This is a genomic window from Paraburkholderia sp. GAS199, assembly GCF_050436585.1.
In the GTDB taxonomy this organism is placed as follows: domain Bacteria; phylum Pseudomonadota; class Gammaproteobacteria; order Burkholderiales; family Burkholderiaceae; genus Paraburkholderia.
Window position 1 is genome coordinate 19,675 of record NZ_JBNDMM010000015.1, and the last position, 17,914, is coordinate 37,588.

Consider the following 17,914-nt stretch of genomic DNA (forward strand, 5'->3'; position numbering starts at 1 on the left):
CGAACTTCCGCGCTTCTGTTCTGCACAGAAGCGGGGCAGACACAGTGACTCATTGCGCGTTTGTGATGCATGGCTGCCGCCTTCGTTCATCTTCGCTCACGCTGCCAGTCGTCTTTTATCCGGCCACCAGGTGCTCCTATCCACCTGCGGCGGGCAAGCCCGGTGGCGGACCACTATCGGGCAATCCGGACATAGGCGCTGAACTCGGGCAGTGAAAGCTAGCCAGCACATTGCTGGTCAGCGGATTCGCGACACTCCCCGCATTGGCAATATCGAGCACGGCCTTGCGGCCGTCGAAGTCAAACTCGATGCGTGTATGACCGGGCGTCGCTGTTCGAAACACCTCGCCTCTGCGCAACAAACGCATGAGCGCCCAGGGACCCTCTGCGGCAATCGTGGACGTCTCCGGACGGATGCGCGGGCTGGCGCTCATTTCCGCATGCGCACCGCCGCGCAGACCCGGCCAGTTGACGAGGAACGGCACCACCGGCCCGTGCTGATACTGCATACCCTGACCGTCGACGTCCATGGTCAGCGTCGTCACCGTGGGGTCCAGTTCAGCTATTCGAATCTCGCTTCGCCACTGAAGTTGCTTGCCTTGCTCGCCGAAGAACATGTCGCGTATCTGTCGCGCATGCTGGAACGGTTCGAGTTCGGGACCACGTACCGGCTCGGTCGAGCCCGGCAAGGTCTTATAGCGCCAGGGTCTCGCCGATGTGTCGACGAACGGCGCGAGGTTCTTCGTGAAAAAGTCGTCCATCAGACCGCCTTGAGCAAATACGCGAGTGAAGTCTTCGATGCTCAGATCGCGAGCACTTTCCGACGCGAACGGATAATTGCCTTCGACGGTCATTCGGCAAGTGTCACCGACCACCGCTTGCATCTGGCGTGAAAGCAGTTGTCCGATGCCTTGATTGACTTCGCGCGAGCCCTGCCCCGACAACCCGAGCAGTACCTCCCGAAAAGGGGCCGGCATGGCGTTGGCCGCGATTTTCAGCTTCGCTGCGGCGTCGCTGGCAGGCGGCATGCTGTTGTTCGAAATCGCATTGTCTGCGACGGTTAGAGCGGTGTAGTAGTCGTTGAGCAAACTCGTCACGCCGTCGAGCCCCGTCTTGCCACGCTGAACGTTTTCACGCTCACTGCCCATAGCGGAATCAGCGCTGCCTGTGACCATTTCACGTAACGCAGCAAAACGACTATCCACCATTTCGCGCTCGACGCGCTCCGATGCACGGACGCTTTGCGTCAGACCCGCTTTCTCGTCGAGTTGCCCGATTGTTTTCTGCAGTAGCGAAGCCTCAGTCACGAAAGACCGTGCTAGCGATGTTTCGTGCACCGCCGCACGTGCAAGCCTCTCGAGCGGCGAATCCGGCGCAGCGAACTGGCGCAGCACCTGAAGGTCGAACGCCAGGCTCGTACCCGTCACGGGACGAACGTCGCTGAGAAAATCGTCCCACTGCCTCGCATATTCAGCGAGGTAGAGTTGTCGGATTGCGTCCGTGATCGGATCATCGATACCCTTGGCCTCACGCGCCAGCTCAGCCGTTTTTTTTTGAGCATCGTTGGAACCGGTGTGTCCCATCACCCACGCGTCGTCTTCACACGCCGCACGCGCGAACGTTGGCAACCGCTTATCGAACAGCTTACGGTAACCATCGAATGTAAAGAGACCGGGTATCCCGCGTGATAGCGGCGCGCCACTCGCTCGCGTAAATATCGTCCCGGCCTGAGGGCCGATTGCGCGAAGCAGCGTGAACTCGTCGGGTGCCTCTTTCTGCAACTCAGCTTTTGTGCGCTCGTATAAACGCTCGGTCGCATTGCTGCCGTCGAGCAAGGCGCGAGCCTGTCCGACCAGCGCGTCGTTACGGATTAGCGGCGACTGGACGACACGCTCTCCAGAAAAGAGTTGTTCGACATGTTCGATCATCGAAGCACGTCCACCGAAAATCGCCGCACTGTCGCTATTGGCCCAGTCTTCGAGGACCCAGGCTTTCACGTCGGCCGCGCTGAATTTCGACTTGTCGTAGAGCATCAGATAAACGCGCAACGCATCGTATGTCGCTTTGGCGTTTCTGTTTGCAGTCGACTGTGCAATGACTGCCTCTAATCGACGCACGATTTCAGGTAACAGCAGCGTATTCTGAAGCGCGAGATAAGTTTCGCGACTCGCATCGACAACACCCGGCGCACTATAGAAACCGTAACGAAACCGGCCATCTGGATTCGATAGATCAAGGCCGGCCCACGTGGGAAGGGAGCGTGCGTCGCCAAGCGTGTCGGGTACGGATTCCGGCTTCGGTTCACGGTAGAGTCGTGCGACCTTCGTAGCCAATGCCTGCGTCTTGCGCGCGACGGCGTCGAGATAGTCGCTGTTGTTGCCGAAACTCACGCGCATACCGGCCGCCAACCAGACGAACAACACGAGAGCCAGTGTATGGCCGAGCAGGCGAAGCAAGCGAAAGCGGTATTCCCACCGCAGATTAGGACGAACCAGATGCTCTTCCCGAAACACGACTTGCGTAAAGAGGTCCCGCAAGAAATAACTCTGGTTTCCCACAGCCTGCGCTCCATGCGCAGTAATCGGATGATCCGACATCAGTCGCTGCACGACGGTGTGCGGCTCCGCAATCGCTGCGCATCCTCCCTGCCGTGAACTCGTAAAATACACGCCGCGCAATGTTGCGCGATATTGGGTATTGTCGAAGCGCGAATCGGCGAACAGATGCGCAAGCAGTTCGATCAATGGAACGCGCAGCGCGGCAAATGCGTCCGGCAAAGCAACGAGGCGCCGACGACGCTCATTGTCGTATTCGTCTTCCAGACGCGTGTTCAGACCGGCGGCCAGCCGCCCGACAAGTTGGCGGAATTCGACGTCGCAATGCGGAGCAAGTTGTCCGATAGCAGCCTTATCGCTCGACGGCAGCGTAAAACCCCACATCTGTGCGCGATGCGCCTCGGTCAGCGAACTGAAGTAGTCGATAAATCCAGCAAGCCGGTCCATCTGCGTAATCGTCACGTAGACGGGAAAACGGATACCGAGTCTCGCACGCATGTCTAGCAGTCGGTCACGCAATGCCTCTGCTTCCGACAGGCGTACCGTCGGGTCGCAAGCAACCAGCGTATCGAGACTCACGGCAAGCACGGCACCATTGATCGGCGCGCGCGGACGGTAGCGGCGGAGCAGATCGAGAAACCCGTGCCATTCCTCCTTATCGATACGTCGGCGCCGTTCGGCTTCGTTAATCAGCGTGTCCAGGACTGTTTGCGCATTTGGGTCGCAACGTTCATCTAGCGTCGCATGTTCGTCGTTACGTTCCGCCGCGACTGGATGCAGAGATTGAGTCGATGCGCCGTGTCGCGTGTAATAACCCGCCGTGTCGATCAACACGGCTTCGTTCGACAGCCACCAGTCTGCGTTTCTAGTGCCGCCCGCCGCATTCGCCAGATTTGGCGTAGCCATGCGCAACACGGCACCGCCACCCGGGAAATCGAGCCCGGCGTTCAGCAACACACCTGTCTTTCCCGATGACGTCGAGCCGAGAGCAATAAACCACGGCAACTCGTATAGATACCGTGTGCTCTGGAAAATTCTCGCAACGCGTCCTGCGCCACTTCTCATGGATTTCAAACGTGCGAGCGCGCCCTCCGCAATTGTTTCCACTTCCCTGAGCCTATCAGCGGCGGGTGATATCGGCGCCCTGCCGCCGAATCTCAGCGCTTTCTCAAGGAAAGCGGCGTCGTTACGCATTCGCTGCCACAACCAGAACAGACCACATGCTGCAAAAACCACAAATACAAACAAGATAGCAATGACGCGCGCCGCGACACTTGCCAGTGGCTCGACGCTTCCGATGCTCAAAAGCGGTCCGGCGTACCAGACGACGAGGCAGAGAACCACCCCGAACACCACGCTTGTCGAGCGCCCGTTCAGCCAAAGCAGTACGCAGACAAATACGAGTGTGATTAGCAACATGCGCGCGCCCGCACTGAACAACGGCCTCAGGCCGCCCAGCGCGATAGCGGGCCCCAGAAACCAGATTGCGAACCCTAGGACCGCGAGCCCGAGAAACGCGAGGAACCAGCGCGAAAGTAAAAACGACAACATCTTCATCTATGAGTTCCGGCGAGCATAAGACAGGTCACCGCGTGACCGTAATTTCGACGCGACGATTCTTCGCACGGCCTTGCGCATTCGCGTTATCGCCGATCGGGTTCTCCTCTCCCCGCCCGATGGCCTCGAGCCGCGCACCTGGTATGCCTGCCGATTGCAGCAGTTGCATGACCTGAATAGCTCGCGCCTCCGATAGCGCGTCGTTCGACGCGAACTGGCGACTGCGGATCGGCACGTTATCGGTATAACCAGCAATCGTGATCTTGCCTGGCAGCTTACTGAGTTCGCTCGCGACCTTTGAGATCAACGGGTCCATGGACGCGTGCACCGTGGCCGCGCCCGGCGGAAACATCGTGTCGCCATGAAAAGTCAGCGCACTGTGATGTGCATCTTCGTCGACGCTCAACATGCCGTCGACAATCTCTCTTTTTAGTAGTTCTTCTAGATGTAGCGATTGTCGAGGAGGCGGAGTCATACGCCCAATTTCAACAATCTGCGCCTCAACATTTCCACCATGCTCTAGCAACTTATATTTAAACCATACGAACACGCCAAGCAGCACGAACCCAAAGACAAAAAAAGTGATCCAGACCGGAACTTGATGGAAGGACATACGTTGCCCGCGTGCGTCGGACTGGACGCTCGGCGACAGCATATTGGGCACGACACCTTGCTGCGTCTGCAGCACGTTATAAAGCCGTTGACGAATGGCGTCATGCTTGCGCGCGCCGTCAGCTTCATGCCGATAACGGCCCATAAATCCGAGACTCAATATCCGATAAATAACTTCGAGCAGGTCAAAATGCTCGTGCGGCTCGCTCATCAAGCGCCCGATCAGCAGATAAACTTTGTCACCGCCTTGACGGTCCTCGTGGAATTCCGTTGCCAGCCCTTTTCGGAGCCATTCGACGCCGGTTTCACGGCGCCCCCATGCAGTTTTTGCCGCGCACTCGTCGAGCGCTGTGGCCAGACAGTAGCGAGCCCCGATCATGTGTTCTCGCCGGATATTCAGCTTCTCGCACAGGCGTTGAAAGAGGTGCATTTCCTGCTTGAGCAATAGGTGCAGCTTTTCGACGGCTTCCGCACCGAGTTCGTCGGGCATGTCGGCCAAGGCCCGAAGCAAGGCACGAGCTGCTTCAAGCAGAGGATTTGGAGCTTCTCCGACAGCGTGAAGACGCGCCGCCTGAGATTCTCCAATCGACCCATAAGCGATAGGCGGCGACGGCTCGCCAGTTCTTTCCGGCATGCCGGTACGGTCGGACTGCGCGTCCGACACGAATGCCGTGCTGAAATAAGGCGTTCCGCGGTCTCGATTCAATGCGCTAACCTAATGTGAAATTGAATGGGCTTTAACTCAAGCGCCCTGGCTCCATCACGAACTATGCTTTAACCGCGTATGCCCCAAAGCTCCAACTTAAGACCGGGAAAATCGCCGGCCACGTGCAGAGCGATGCCCCCGTGCTGCGCAACGGCGTCCCACAGCGATCCAGAGCGTAGGAGTTCGTAGTACATGTATCCTGCGTTGAATGGAATCTGTCGCGGCGGAACAGGAAGCGCCTGAAGAACCAGGCCAGGCAAGTGCGAACGCACAAGATCGGGCAGGCGCTCGGAAGGTCCAACCTTGACTTGCGTCGCGAAGTGCTGAACTAACGTGTCTGCCGGCATTTGCGCTGCCACGGCGAGTACGAGCGAACTGAAACTGCGCATTTCGCCAGGATCGACCACCGCATTGCGCATTCCGTAACCCGCGTCTGCCAACGGGATGCTTTGCGCGCTGCGTACGAGAACTGCATTGAGCAGAGAATGCGTGTCGTCGACGACGGGCTTCAGACATAGATGCGGCTCGGTATGCCGATACGGCGGATGAGTTTCCAGAGGGCGTCGCGTTTCCGGGCGTACATAGGTCGACAGTTCACCCGCCATACCAAGCAGCAACGCATAAACGTCAGCGGGAGACGTTGTCGGAACACGACGCAAATGCTGCAGCATCGGCTCATAGCGATTGAGTGTTTGCAGAAGCAGATAATCGGACACTTCCGCGACCGTGCCGGCCTGACCATCGCCACCCGTCAAGCGTTTGGCAAGCGCGCTCGCGCGCAGCCGGGTGAGATCGTGCACCTTCGCCAGCCATGTCACGAGCAATCCGCTTGCGCCGTAACCTGACACGGGCGGGACCAGCGTGTCGTCGAGTTCAATGCTTCCATCCGCACGAAGCGCTTTGACTCGCGTGAGCGGCAAGCCGATCTGTTCGTCCGTCAACTCCTTCTGAGGAACCAGACGCAAGCGCAAATGAGAAAGCTGCACGGTCTTCGACCCTTGACCGATCGAATTGGTGTCGCGTAACTCGGCATCGAACACCGTATGACGCGCAAGGGAATGAAGCGACTCGTCAAACGTGGTTTCTTCCGCATTGGGCACCCGAATGGGCACGGCGACATGGATAACCTGATCCAGATGTTCCGGTCGGATCGTCAGCGGCGCAGGCGGCGGCGTACTGCCGGGGAAATCGAACGGCGTACCATCGGCGAACACGCCGGTTGCCGATTTTGCAACGACCTTACCGAGCGCCAGCGCTTCGGAATCGATCGCATACTGAGAGAACCCAAAGAAGAACGGCGACAGCGGCGCCGCGCGTTTGTGCGCAAACTGCTCCAGATAGCGCTCTTGCTGCTGAAAAAGCTGAGGACGCAAAAAGAGGCCCTCGCTCCAGATGACCTTGTTGTACCAACTCATTCGTGTGGCCCATTACCTTTTCTGTTGCGGAGCTTCTGTAATCCGGATCGCGGTGGCGTCGAGGTCGACGGTTAATTTCAGTGTCGGCGCGCTCCGGAACCACGTGCCAGACGGCAATGTAGGCACCGGCCAGGTCACACGCCATACGGAATTCGGCAGATCCCGGTAGGCGGCAATCACGCCGATCGTGGTAGTAGCCGCGTCGACGGTGCGCCGGAAGATTCTGCTTTCGCCCGGACGAAGCTGCGTCTGGTCGCGTGCGATAAGATCGTCCGCCAGCAGCGTCTTATCCTTCTCTTGCAAGGAGAAAAAATCCGCCGCGGCAAAAGTGTCGGCGTTCTTCAGTTCGTAGATGCGCACGACGATTGGTGCAGCGCGCTTCTGCTCATCCGGGTTGACTGCTGACGACGCGCGTACTAACAAATCCATCTTCACAGGCTCTCGAAGGGCCTTGGTTTCGCCGCTCACACATGCCCCGAGCGCAAGCAAGACTGCAAGTACCGGGACAATTACGATTGAACGTATAGACGGTGATCGAGACGGACAGCGCATCGCATTGCCCCAGCATTCGCAAAGCACATTCCGACGCACCGCGCTCAAACCTCTTTATTAAGCTTGATGTCGTAGGCCGCTGTCACCGCTCCACCGCTACCGCCCTGCGCGTTCTGCACGACATACTCCTGCTTGACCTTCGCGAAGGAAAGACGCACGCGCTCCCGAATACCGTTGTCTGTGTTGCTGCCCGACGGATGAACGCGTGTGACGAGCACGTCGCTCATGGTGAGCTTGAGGTATTCGAGCGGACTACCGCCTGCTTTACGCACGGTAAGCACGGCCTCCTCAATGTGTTTTCCAGTCAGGCAATACTTCATGAGATTTGGGCTCGCTCGGTCGACGAAATGCTCGAACGCGAGATCTTCTACAGTCGCTTTTCCCGCACCGCCGCCCGAGCCGACATGCATGTCCGATTGCTGGAGAATTTGCCAGCTCCAACTAGTCGCTTCGATTTCATTTTTATGCGAGGAATCTTGTGACTCGCCGTCGATACCGCTAATTCTGATAAAAATATCTTGCGCCATATGAAGCTCCGAAACAGGGAAAACCGGTCGGCCTGCGTTGTCGGCAGGCTATATATCAATTGAATACCTTGGCGCTCAGGCGGCTTTCTCTATCGAAGGCAAGCGCGCCACCAACCGTAACGAAACGGTCAAACCTTCGAGTTGATAATGTGGGCGCAAGAAGAACTTCGCCTGGTAGTAACCTGGATTGCCCTCGACGTCTTCGACGAGCACCTCGGCAGCAGCCAGCGGCCGACGCGCCTTCGTCTCCTGCGACGAGTTGGCGGGATCCGCGTCGACATAATTCATGATCCATTCGTTGAGCCAGCGCTGCATATCTTCGCGCTCTCGAAACATTCCAATCTTGTCTCGCACAATGCACTTCAGGTAATGCGCGAAGCGCGAACAGGCGAATAGATACGGCAAACGGGCAGACAGGCTCGCGTTAGCGGTCGCATCGGCATCCTGATATTCAACGGGCTTCTGCAGCGACTGCGCGCCAACGAAAGTCGCATCACCGGTGTTCTTTCGATGTACGAGCGGGATAAACCCATTCCTCGATAATTCCGCCTCTCGCCGATCGGATATGGCGATTTCCGTCGGGCACTTCATGTCGATACCGCCGTCGTCCGTTGGGAATGCGTGGCACGGCAAGCCCTCCACTGTGCCGCCCGACTCGACGCCCCGTATCAGCGAGCACCAGCCGTACAATTTGAACGACCGGTTGATGTTGACACCCATTGCATAGGCCGCGTTAGCCCATGCATAGCGGCGGTGATCGGGACCACTCGTGTCCTCTTCGAAAACAAACTCGTCGACGGGATTTGTTTGTACGCCATATGGCAAGCGCGACAGAAAGCGCGGCATGACAAGCCCAATATAGCGAGCGTCTTCGGTGTTGCGCAGCGAATTCCACGGCGCATACTCGAGGTTTTGCGTGAAAATCCTTGTGAGGTCACGAGGATTGGCGAGTTCCTGCCACGATTCCATTTGCAACACGGACGGAGACGCGCCCGAGATGAACGGCATGTGCGCGGCCGCCGATATCTTCGCGATCGAACCCAGCAGATCGACGTCGGGAGGTGTGTGATCGAAGTAGTAATCCGCAATCAGACATCCATACGGTTCACCGCCCAACTGACCGTACTCCTCCTCGTAGAGTTGCTTGAAAAGCGGACTTTGGTCCCACGCCAGGCCTTTATAACGTTTCAACGTGCGGCGCAGTTCGTCCTTCGAAATATCCATAAACCGAATTTTCTGCCGCTCGTCAGTTTCGGTATTCGAAACCAGATGATGCAAGCCGCGCCAAGCCGATTCAAGCCTCTGGAACTCGTCGTGGTGCAAGATCAGATTGATCTGCTCGGATATCTTGCGATCAATCTGAGCGATGATGGCTTCGATGCTTTTGTAAGCATCGTCGCTAAACACACCTGATTGTTGCAGCGCATGTTCGGCCAGTGTTTGAACCGCACGTTCGACGGCGTCACGCGCCGCCTCAGTCCTGGTGCGAAACTCCTGCGCGAGTAACTGCGAGAAAGCCGGCTCAGCACGGCCGATGGCGGTGAATGCACTGGATTGCAATGTCGTCATAGTCTGCCCCTGTCTTTACTGATTTGAATATTGTTCTGGTCGATCATCCGCCATACGCCCGAGATGCCGCGCTCACTCGCGCGATTCATCCGCATGGCCGGCGGGAGCATCGTCAATCGGAAGTGTTCTCGGCGGAACAGCAAGCGATTTCAGCAACGAGGGATCGGCCAGCAATTTGTGGACAAGCGCTTCCGCACCCGACTTACCGTCCATATAGGTTTGGAGGTTGGCCAGCTGGGTGCGCGCGTCGAGCAAACGACGTAGGGGCTCTACCTTGCGCGCCACGGCAGCCGGCGAGAAGTCGTCCATGCGATCGAACGTCATGTCGATCGCTAACGCTGATTCACCAGTCAGTGCGTTCGGCACGGTGAACGCAACGCGTGGACTGAGCGCCTTCATGCGTTCATCGAAGTTGTCGACGTCGATGTCGAGAAAGCGTCGGTCAGAGACCGCCGGCGGAGGCTCGACAGGCTTACCCGATAAATCCGCCAGTACTCCCATGACAAATGGAAGTTCCACCTTCTTTTCTGAACCGTAGATTTCCACGTCGTATTCAATCTGAACGCGTGGTGCGCGGTTACGCCCAATGAATTTCTGCGCGCTACCTGAAAATGCGGTCATGCGTGACTCCGGATGTTTTAAATTCGCCTAAAAATGGGAAACCAATCCGATCAGAATGATCCCTTACGCAACCGGCATATATTTGCGAGATGAACACCTAGATAAGAAGCGCAGCTCTTATAAATCGACGGACTCGATTTCTATAGCCCGGCATCTGGCGTTTTTTTAATTATCCAAGCCAGCATTCCGCCGAGTCAACCGTGATTTAATGCGTATTGCCTACTCAACTTTATGCGCAATACCTAACTCGAATTTTCAGGTCGGGAACTTCGTTATCTTGAATGCGCTAAATTCGCACACATACCATTGATTATTTTTATAAAATCCATCCACACACAAAATTGGCTTTTCATACATCCACTACGCTTATTGCGAGAAATCCGCGCATCTCGGTAGGGAAATTCTGACTGACATCCTTCCAAAAACTTCATCACGATCTTCTATTTCTAAAATATTTTTTCTCCTCGGATAGTTTCTTATTTTTGATATTAAAAATTACGGTAGACATGCAAACGTAAGCCGTGCGTTAATCAAAGCCTTTACACGAAATCGAGCAAAAGCCAGCTAGTTGATTTAGTTGCCGCTCAATGGATTCGGAATGCATATGTTCAATGGTCTCGATGTTCACCGGAACTATCACGCGGACCGTCCCACTGCATATAGCGGCGCGGCCGGTGAAGAAATTTTTTGTGCGTTGATCCGCAACAATTATGACGATCTTCTCTCCGACCTCGATGGTCAGTATTACCAGGCACTTGGATCTAATTACCTATTTTCGCGGTCGGATTGGATAGGTTCGCAGAACACGGTCGAGCACAGATCGACTAGCCAGTCGCTCGAAGCGCATGACGGTACTAAGGATGGTTCTCACTCCATCCACCACCTACTTTCAGATGTGGAGATGGTGGAGGAAGCGTTCGGCCCGCTGCACACGAATGGGTTTTGCGGGGAAATGGAGCGAGTCCCGGCTGAGGAAATTCTCAGCCTGTTCGCTCCGCCCGAATACAGCGTGAGGGCTGAAACAGGCTTGGCTGCTGCGCCGTCTTTCATTGTCAGGCGAGATCATCACACGCTTGCAATTGACAGTCCGCTCGCCGCTTTGAACAGCGCTACGACAAACGCTGAGAGGAATTCCGATGCGCCGACAACACCCTGAATCGATTCGGACGTCAGGCACACCGCTCGGAACTAACGAGTACTTCCTGCCCTGTTTGATCGACCGCCTACGTGATGACGCCCCGGCTCGGCAGACCGAAACTTCCGCAGATTACGCAGTGACGCGCGCACAAATGCGCGACATTGTTCAGCGCGATCTAACCTTCCTGCTCAATGCCAGCAGTCTCGAAGACCAGATCAGTCGCAAACAATATCCGCACGCGGCCACTTCCACGCTCAATTTTGGGATTCCAGCGCTCGCCGGCAGCTTTTCGGCCACGCGCAAATGGTCGGAATTTGAAGTGCTCGTTCGGCGCGCGATACGGGAGTTCGAGCCGCGTCTGATTTCCGAAACAATTCGCGTTGTGCCACTTTCCGCTAAAAGTGGCGTGACTCGCTACAACCAGCTTGTTTTCGAAATTTCCGGAATGATCCGCGTGGCCCCCTATCCGCTCGAGTTCAGGGTGCAAAGCTCGCTTGATCTCGACGCGAGTCGTCTGCATACCTACCCGCGCTGACCAATAGGACATTTTGATGGACTCGCGACTGCTCGATTACTACCACCGAGAACTAGCGCATATGCACGAGTTGGAGGATGAGTTTGCACAGGCACATCCCCGATTCGCCGATCGACTCGGTCCGAAACCGGATGAGGAGGCAGACCCTTATGTCGAACGTCTGGTCGACTCATTTGCCTTCATGAGTGCACGCACGAATCTCAAACTCGACACGGAGTTTCCCCGTTTCGCAGGTCGGATCCTCGATGTGCTCTACCCCGGCTATATGGCGCCGATTCCATCGATGACAGTGGCACGGCTTTATCCTCGCACACAGCAAGGCAGTCTCACCGAAGGTTTCCATGTCCCACGCGGCACCAGATTCGTAAGCCGGCCAACGCTGGGTGACAAGACAGCCTGTGAATTCCGCAGCAGCCAGGACGTCACGCTCTATCCGCTTGAAATTGTTCACGCCCAGCTTACCGGTGTACCTGTGGACATTCCTATGCTCGACCGCTACGTTCCGCCAGATAGGCAGGTGCGGGGAGCACTGCGCCTGCGGCTGCGCGCAACGGGTGAAGCCGGAATCGCAAGTCTACGTGGATTGACCTGTCTGCCGTTGTACCTCACCGGCGACGATCAGGTTGCCTCTCACCTGTTCGAATTGCTACATACGGCGACCATCGCCACGATTACCGGCGCGCCAGGCGCATGCCATGATTGTGAGCGATCGTTTTCTGTGGTCACCCAAGATGCGATTACACACGAAGGCCTTGATGAAAATCAGGCGCTATTGCCAATCGCGTGGTCGAATTTGCACGGGCACAATCTCATTCGCGAATACTTTGCATGTCCGAGTCGCTTTTATTTTTTCAACCTGACAGGGTTATCCGAAGGTTTGAGCCGGGTAAAAGGTCAAGAGGTTGAAGTCATCGTTCTGCTCGACAGGCATCCTGAGTGGCTAGCGGAAATTATCGATGCAGCGCAGTTCGCCTTGTTCTGCACACCTGTCATCAATCTGTTTCCGAGTCGAATCGAGCGGATCGAACTGAACGAAGCCCGGACGGAGTTTCACCTCGTCCCCAAACGACATGCACCGTCAGACTATGAGGTCTATTCCGTCGATTCACTCACCGGGATGATCGACGGCGACTCAACCGCTTACCAGTTCCGTCCACTATTTCACACTTTAAATAAGGACACGGCAAATCACGGGCGTTATTTTTCTTTGCGTCGCGAACCCCGCGTTCTATCGAGCACAACGCTCCGACACGGCACACGTTCATCTTATGTCGGCACTGAAGCATTCGTGTCACTGGTGGACCAGCACGACGCTCCGTATCGCGACGGTTTGCGGTATCTGTCCGTTGAAGCCTGGTTGACTAATCGTGACCTGCCGACCCTGCTGGAACGCAACGGAGTGAGCGACCTTGATGCCGACCACTCATTGCCCATCGAAAGCATCGGCTTGATCCGACGGCCAACAACGCCACGCACATCTTTCTCCCAAACCGAAACCGCGAGGCGGCTCATTGGCCATCTGAATTTCAACAGTTTGCCTCTCGACTGTCTGGATGGTCGTTCAGGGGCGAAAACTATGCGTGACATGCTGCGCCTCTATTTGACCGACGTCGATGCCGGACTCTTGTGCCAGGTCGAAGGTCTGGTCGACGTAACAACGCGTCCGGTGACACGCAAAATGGCCGATCGAGGTCCGCTGGTGACTGGACGTGGCATCGAGTGCCGGCTGACAGTCGACGAGACCCGGTTTTCCGGAGTGAGTCCGTATCTGTTCGGGCTCGTTCTCGATCGCTATCTGGCGCAACGTGTTTGCATCAACTCGTTTATCGAAACAGAACTGCGGTCAATGCAGCGCGGCCATCTAAAACGATGGTCCGTGCGTACGCCTTCAGGCAAAGCTGCATCATGATTAGCGGAATCGACAAGCTGCAAGCGCGGCCATGGTTGTATGGATTTCTGCCACTGATGCGCCGAGTCGGCGCCGACGAGCGTAATCATTCCATCGGTACCGCGCAGCGTCCATCCGCAGAGCCGTTTCGGATCGGGCAGAAACCGAGTCTGGCCTTTGCTCCATGCGAAATCGCCAGCGCTGACGAAAAGGACAGCCGCCTATACATTCGCCTCTTTTCGCTTGGCATGCTCGGACCAAACGGGCCACTGCCTATCCACCTTACCGAAACTGCACGAGAGCGCGAAGAGAGCGCTCGCGACCGCACGCTTGTCGATTTCTTCGATATTTTTCACCACCGCTACCTGACGCTGTTTTACCGTGCATGGGCGAGTGCGCAAGATACTGTCGCACTGGACCGGGCCGGCCCCGAAACCGAGCATTTCGCCCACTACGTTGCGAGTCTGACTGGTCGAGACACGCGTGAGCTTGCGAAATCCGTGCTGCCGGTCCATGCACAACTCGCAGCATCGCCCCATTTTCTCGGCGAAGCTCGCAATGCCGATAGCTTGCGCAACACGCTTGCTCACTATTTTCACGTGCCGGTTGCGGTCGAACAGTTCGTATTTCACTGGATGGCAATCGACGGCAAGGATCGAAGCCTTCTCGGCAAACCAGGCGCGGCGGCAACGATGAGCGATGGCGCAATGCTCGGTGAACAGGTGCCTGATCGTCAACACTGTTTTCGCATCGTGATTGGCCCTATCGGCATGAACGAATACTTGCGTTTTACGCCCGGAGGCGCCGATCTGCCTCGACTGGTGGATTCGGTCCGTAACTTCGTTGGATATGAATTCGAATGGGAATTGGAATTACGCATTCACCCTGGAAGTGCGCCGGCCGCGGTGGTAGGTGATTTGCAAAAATTGGGCTGGTCAGGCTGGCTCGGCCATGCGTCCGGAAGCGCATCCATCTCCGGCATGCGCTTCCAACCCGAAAGCTACTTCAACCCGCTCGTGAAAACGTCGCCAGAACACGCGAATCAGTCGGCAGCGGAAATGCCGCTTCACAATCACAACGGGGGCAAAATATGAATGGCGAAAAACGCACACCGGGCGGTTCTAAAGCCGAGCCGCAATTCATAGCATCATTATCCGACTGGATGTCACCTATCGACACCAATGCTCCATGCGGAGACGACCTTGAATATGATCCGGAATTCGTCGTGCTGTCCGCGCAGATGGCCGCAAAACTCGATGCTCAGTACGGTGATTTTGTAGGCGTGCCCGAGCCAGTCAACTGGACCGAAGTCGAGCGCGATTGCCAACGTCTGATGACGCGCAGTAAAGATATGCGCCTTGCCATCCTTTTCACGCGTTGCAGAACGAAGCTCGCCGCGGCTCTCGGACTCGCGGAGGGAATCGGATTGTTGGCAGCATGGCTAACTGCATTTCCCGACACGCTTCACCCACAGCCTCACAGAGATGAAGAACGGGAAGCCGCGTTAGAAATCCGCATGAACGCAATCCAGGCATTGATCGACCCAGATGGGTTGCTGTCCGACATACGCGAAATCTGGCTCACACGTTCCGCGCCGACACGGCTTCAGATCCGCGACGTGGAACGGGCTTTTGCCTATCCTCGACCGAACGACGCGCTCGCGCCCGAATCAGTCGCGCAGCAACTGGAAGATCTGCGACGCCACGAGCCCGAGGCGTTCGCTGGTTTCGACAGCGCACTTGCCAGCCTGATTTCGGTTAAAAGCTGGTGCGAAGATCGACTGGGCGCTTATCAGCCAGATTTCTCATCTCTGGAGCGATTGTTTGGTCGACTCGCCTACGGTGATACACAGTTCTCCGCGAGACCAGTCACTGCGTTGTCCGTCGAATTAACCTCACCCGGTGCCGATGCTGTTGCCGAAAATTCGACGACTCAGTTCTTGCCACTCAAATGTGACCTCGACGTATATCGCACAGCGATAAGTTCTCTTCCCGCAGAAACTGCTACGCGAGATGCAGCGCTGTGCCGCATCCGCGAAGCGCGCCACTGGTTCGAACAGAACGAACCAAGCAGCCCTGTTCCTGTTCTTTTGTATCGCGCCGAAAAGTTTGTCGGCAAGCGATTTTCCGACGTCGTGAAAGCTATTCCTCCAGACTTGCTTGCGGATTGGGAAGCCGAACTTCAGTTCCCTCCGGCTTCGTAAAAATTAAAAATTATCTGCTTTTTTACGATGACAATCCCTGTCAATATTGATTAGCACACCAATCATATTTTATAAGCCGTGAGATTCCAAAAAATTGGACGATCCGGTTTGCGTGACTTTACCTGACGCCGGAGGCAGGAACTTGAATCCCGAACTTCTCGACTACTACAACCGCGAACTTTTCTATATCCGGGAATTGGCACTGGAATTTTCGGTTGCTCATCCCAAGATCGGGCGACGGCTAGGAATGAGAGCAGGAGAAATTGGCGATCCTTACGTGAACAGCTTGCTCCAATCGTCGGCGCTGGTCACAGCACGCACGCAGATGCGCCTCGACGCAGCATTCCCTGAACTGACGTCACCGCTATTGCAGATGATCTATCCCAACTACACTTGCCCAACGCCTTCTATGGCCGTCGCGCGCCTGTTTCCACGAGCACAAAGCAAACATGCCCATGGTGGCACGCTCGTACCAAGGGGTACCTCGTTTATCTCTGACATTCCAGACGGTGAAACAACAGCCTGCGAGTTTCGTAGTAGCCAGGATGTAACGCTGTTTCCGCTGGAAGTCATTCAGGCAAGTCTGACGGGTGCTCCGCCCGACATCCCTGCACTCGACCGCTATCTTCGGCCCGGCACAACTGCACGATCCGCAGTGCGGCTGCGACTCCGCACTACGAACGGTGCTTCCATGTCGAGCCTCGCATTGGGCGAGTTGCCGGTATATCTCGCTGGCGACGAAGCAGTCGCCTCTCACCTGTTCGAGCTCATCCACGTCTCAGCCGTTGCGAGCATCGTTGGTGTGCCGAACAAGTTTGCAACCACCGAACTACACGCCGTCACAGAAAACGCGATAACTCATGGCGCGCTTGAGCCGGAACAGAGCGTGCTGCCCATGGCACCTGGCCATCTCCACGGGCATAGTTTGCTGCAAGAATACTTTGCCTGTCCGTCGCGCTTCTGGTTTTTTACACTGACTAATCTTGAACAGGGATTTGCATCGATTGCCGGGAGTGAAGCCGAAATCGTTGTGTTACTTGAGCGCCCGGCAGGCGAGTTGGCCGGGCGTGTCGATGCATCACAGTTCGCGCTGTTTTGCACCCCGGTCATCAACCTTTTTCCGAAGCGTAGCGGGCGGCTCTACCTTGATCCCGCCAAACGGGCACATCGACTCGAAGCAGTGCCAGCCGCGCCCCACGACTATGAAGTGCACTCCGTCCAATCGGTGTGGGGTCAGGTGTCGGATGAATCGGAGGTGTTGCACTTTGATCCGCTCCACGCACATACAGTGGAAAGCGGCGGCCACCGCGCACGCTACTACACCGTCAAGCGGGAACTGAAACGCACGAACAGCGCGACTCGTCACCGCAACAGTCGCCGCCCCTTTACGGAAACAGACACGTTCATTTCTCTGGTCGATCAGGATGAGCAGCCACTCGACGAAAAAATTCGTTATCTGTCGTTCGAGACGTTGCTGACAAACCGGGACCTTCCCTGCCTCCTTAGTTGCAATGGACGTGCCGATCTTTCAGTGCAAAGATCGGCGCCGGTCGACTCGATTGGCCTGTTGCGCGCACCTACCACTCCGCAGCCACCGCTCGCATCGGGCGACCGGGCGTGGAGGTTGCTCGGCCAACTCAGTATCGATCGAGCTGCTTTCGATAGCGACTCACACTGCTCCACATCCGGTGAAGGTCTGCGCAAACTCTTGCGCCTTAACCTTGCCGACGATATAGGCGTGCCGCACCGCCATGTCGAAGGGTTGCTGGACGCGTCGTCCAAGGCTGTCAACCGCCGGCTTCCCACTTCATTTTCACAGCCCTTCGGTCGCGGCGTCGAATGCACGCTGAACTTCGACGAAAGCATGTTCGACGGCGTCAGTCCTTATACGTTCGGCCTTGTGCTGGAACGCTATCTCGCCCGCCACGTATCTGCACACTCGTTCACGACAGCGGTTCTTGAGTCGAAACAACGTGGACGCATCGCGCAATGGCCGCCTCGGGCCGGCACACGAAGCGCGGTCTGAGTCACTTGAAC

At 56.5% G+C, this 17,914-nt stretch carries 13 protein-coding genes; 6 read left to right on the top strand and 7 right to left on the bottom strand.

Features of this window, described 5'->3' with window-relative positions:
- Positions 1-136: 136 nt before the first annotated feature.
- The 7 genes from tssM to tssB all read right to left on the bottom strand — a co-directional run bounded on the left by tssM (position 137) and on the right by tssB (position 10,113).
- A complete protein-coding gene (tssM, locus tag P3T18_RS35940; RefSeq protein ID WP_429304706.1) occupies positions 137-4,111 on the bottom strand; it encodes a type VI secretion system membrane subunit TssM in 3,975 nt (1,324 codons plus the stop codon).
- A 28-nt stretch (positions 4,112-4,139) separates the two neighbouring features.
- Positions 4,140-5,357 carry a type VI secretion system protein TssL, long form gene (gene tssL, locus P3T18_RS35945; RefSeq protein ID WP_429304765.1) on the bottom strand — a complete coding sequence of 406 codons (1,218 nt, stop codon included), beginning with the start codon at positions 5,355-5,357 and terminating at the stop codon, positions 4,140-4,142.
- Positions 5,358-5,497: 140 nt separating this feature from the next.
- Positions 5,498-6,844 (bottom strand): type VI secretion system baseplate subunit TssK, encoded by a 1,347-nt coding sequence (gene tssK, locus P3T18_RS35950; RefSeq protein WP_429304707.1) that lies wholly within the window; start codon positions 6,842-6,844, stop codon positions 5,498-5,500.
- A gap of 12 nt (positions 6,845-6,856) precedes the next feature.
- Positions 6,857-7,369, bottom strand: coding sequence for a type VI secretion system lipoprotein TssJ (gene tssJ, locus P3T18_RS35955; protein WP_429304766.1), 513 nt, complete (start codon positions 7,367-7,369; stop codon positions 6,857-6,859).
- Positions 7,370-7,440: 71 nt separating this feature from the next.
- Positions 7,441-7,923, bottom strand: a complete 483-nt coding sequence (locus tag P3T18_RS35960; protein ID WP_429304708.1) for an Hcp family type VI secretion system effector — start codon at positions 7,921-7,923, stop codon at positions 7,441-7,443.
- A gap of 75 nt (positions 7,924-7,998) precedes the next feature.
- Positions 7,999-9,492 (bottom strand): type VI secretion system contractile sheath large subunit, encoded by a 1,494-nt coding sequence (gene tssC, locus P3T18_RS35965; protein ID WP_429304709.1) that lies wholly within the window; start codon positions 9,490-9,492, stop codon positions 7,999-8,001.
- A 72-nt stretch (positions 9,493-9,564) separates the two neighbouring features.
- Entirely contained in the window at positions 9,565-10,113 is a 549-nt protein-coding gene (gene tssB / locus P3T18_RS35970; protein ID WP_429304710.1) for a type VI secretion system contractile sheath small subunit, read from the bottom strand.
- A 598-nt stretch (positions 10,114-10,711) separates the two neighbouring features.
- Here tssB and P3T18_RS35975 point away from each other — a divergent pair.
- The 6 genes from P3T18_RS35975 to tssF (P3T18_RS36000) all read left to right on the top strand — a co-directional run bounded on the left by P3T18_RS35975 (position 10,712) and on the right by tssF (P3T18_RS36000) (position 17,903).
- Entirely contained in the window at positions 10,712-11,269 is a 558-nt protein-coding gene (locus P3T18_RS35975) for a TagK domain-containing protein (RefSeq protein WP_429304711.1), read from the top strand.
- Positions 11,250-11,786 carry a type VI secretion system baseplate subunit TssE gene (gene tssE / locus P3T18_RS35980; RefSeq protein ID WP_429304712.1) on the top strand — a complete coding sequence of 179 codons (537 nt, stop codon included), beginning with the start codon at positions 11,250-11,252 and terminating at the stop codon, positions 11,784-11,786. The genes P3T18_RS35975 and tssE overlap by 20 nt, the downstream gene beginning before the upstream one ends.
- A 16-nt stretch (positions 11,787-11,802) precedes the next feature.
- Positions 11,803-13,695 carry a type VI secretion system baseplate subunit TssF gene (tssF, locus tag P3T18_RS35985; protein ID WP_429304713.1) on the top strand — a complete coding sequence of 631 codons (1,893 nt, stop codon included), beginning with the start codon at positions 11,803-11,805 and terminating at the stop codon, positions 13,693-13,695.
- Complete coding sequence (tssG, locus tag P3T18_RS35990; RefSeq protein ID WP_429304714.1) at positions 13,656-14,768, top strand: type VI secretion system baseplate subunit TssG; 1,113 nt, start codon at positions 13,656-13,658, stop codon at positions 14,766-14,768. Before tssF (P3T18_RS35985) ends, tssG begins: the two co-directional genes overlap by 40 nt.
- Before the next feature lie 68 nt (positions 14,769-14,836).
- A complete protein-coding gene (locus P3T18_RS35995) occupies positions 14,837-15,877 on the top strand; it encodes an ImpA family type VI secretion system protein (RefSeq protein WP_429304767.1) in 1,041 nt (346 codons plus the stop codon).
- Between the two features lie 142 nt (positions 15,878-16,019).
- Positions 16,020-17,903 carry a type VI secretion system baseplate subunit TssF gene (gene tssF, locus P3T18_RS36000; RefSeq protein ID WP_429304715.1) on the top strand — a complete coding sequence of 628 codons (1,884 nt, stop codon included), beginning with the start codon at positions 16,020-16,022 and terminating at the stop codon, positions 17,901-17,903.
- Positions 17,904-17,914 lie beyond the last annotated feature (11 nt).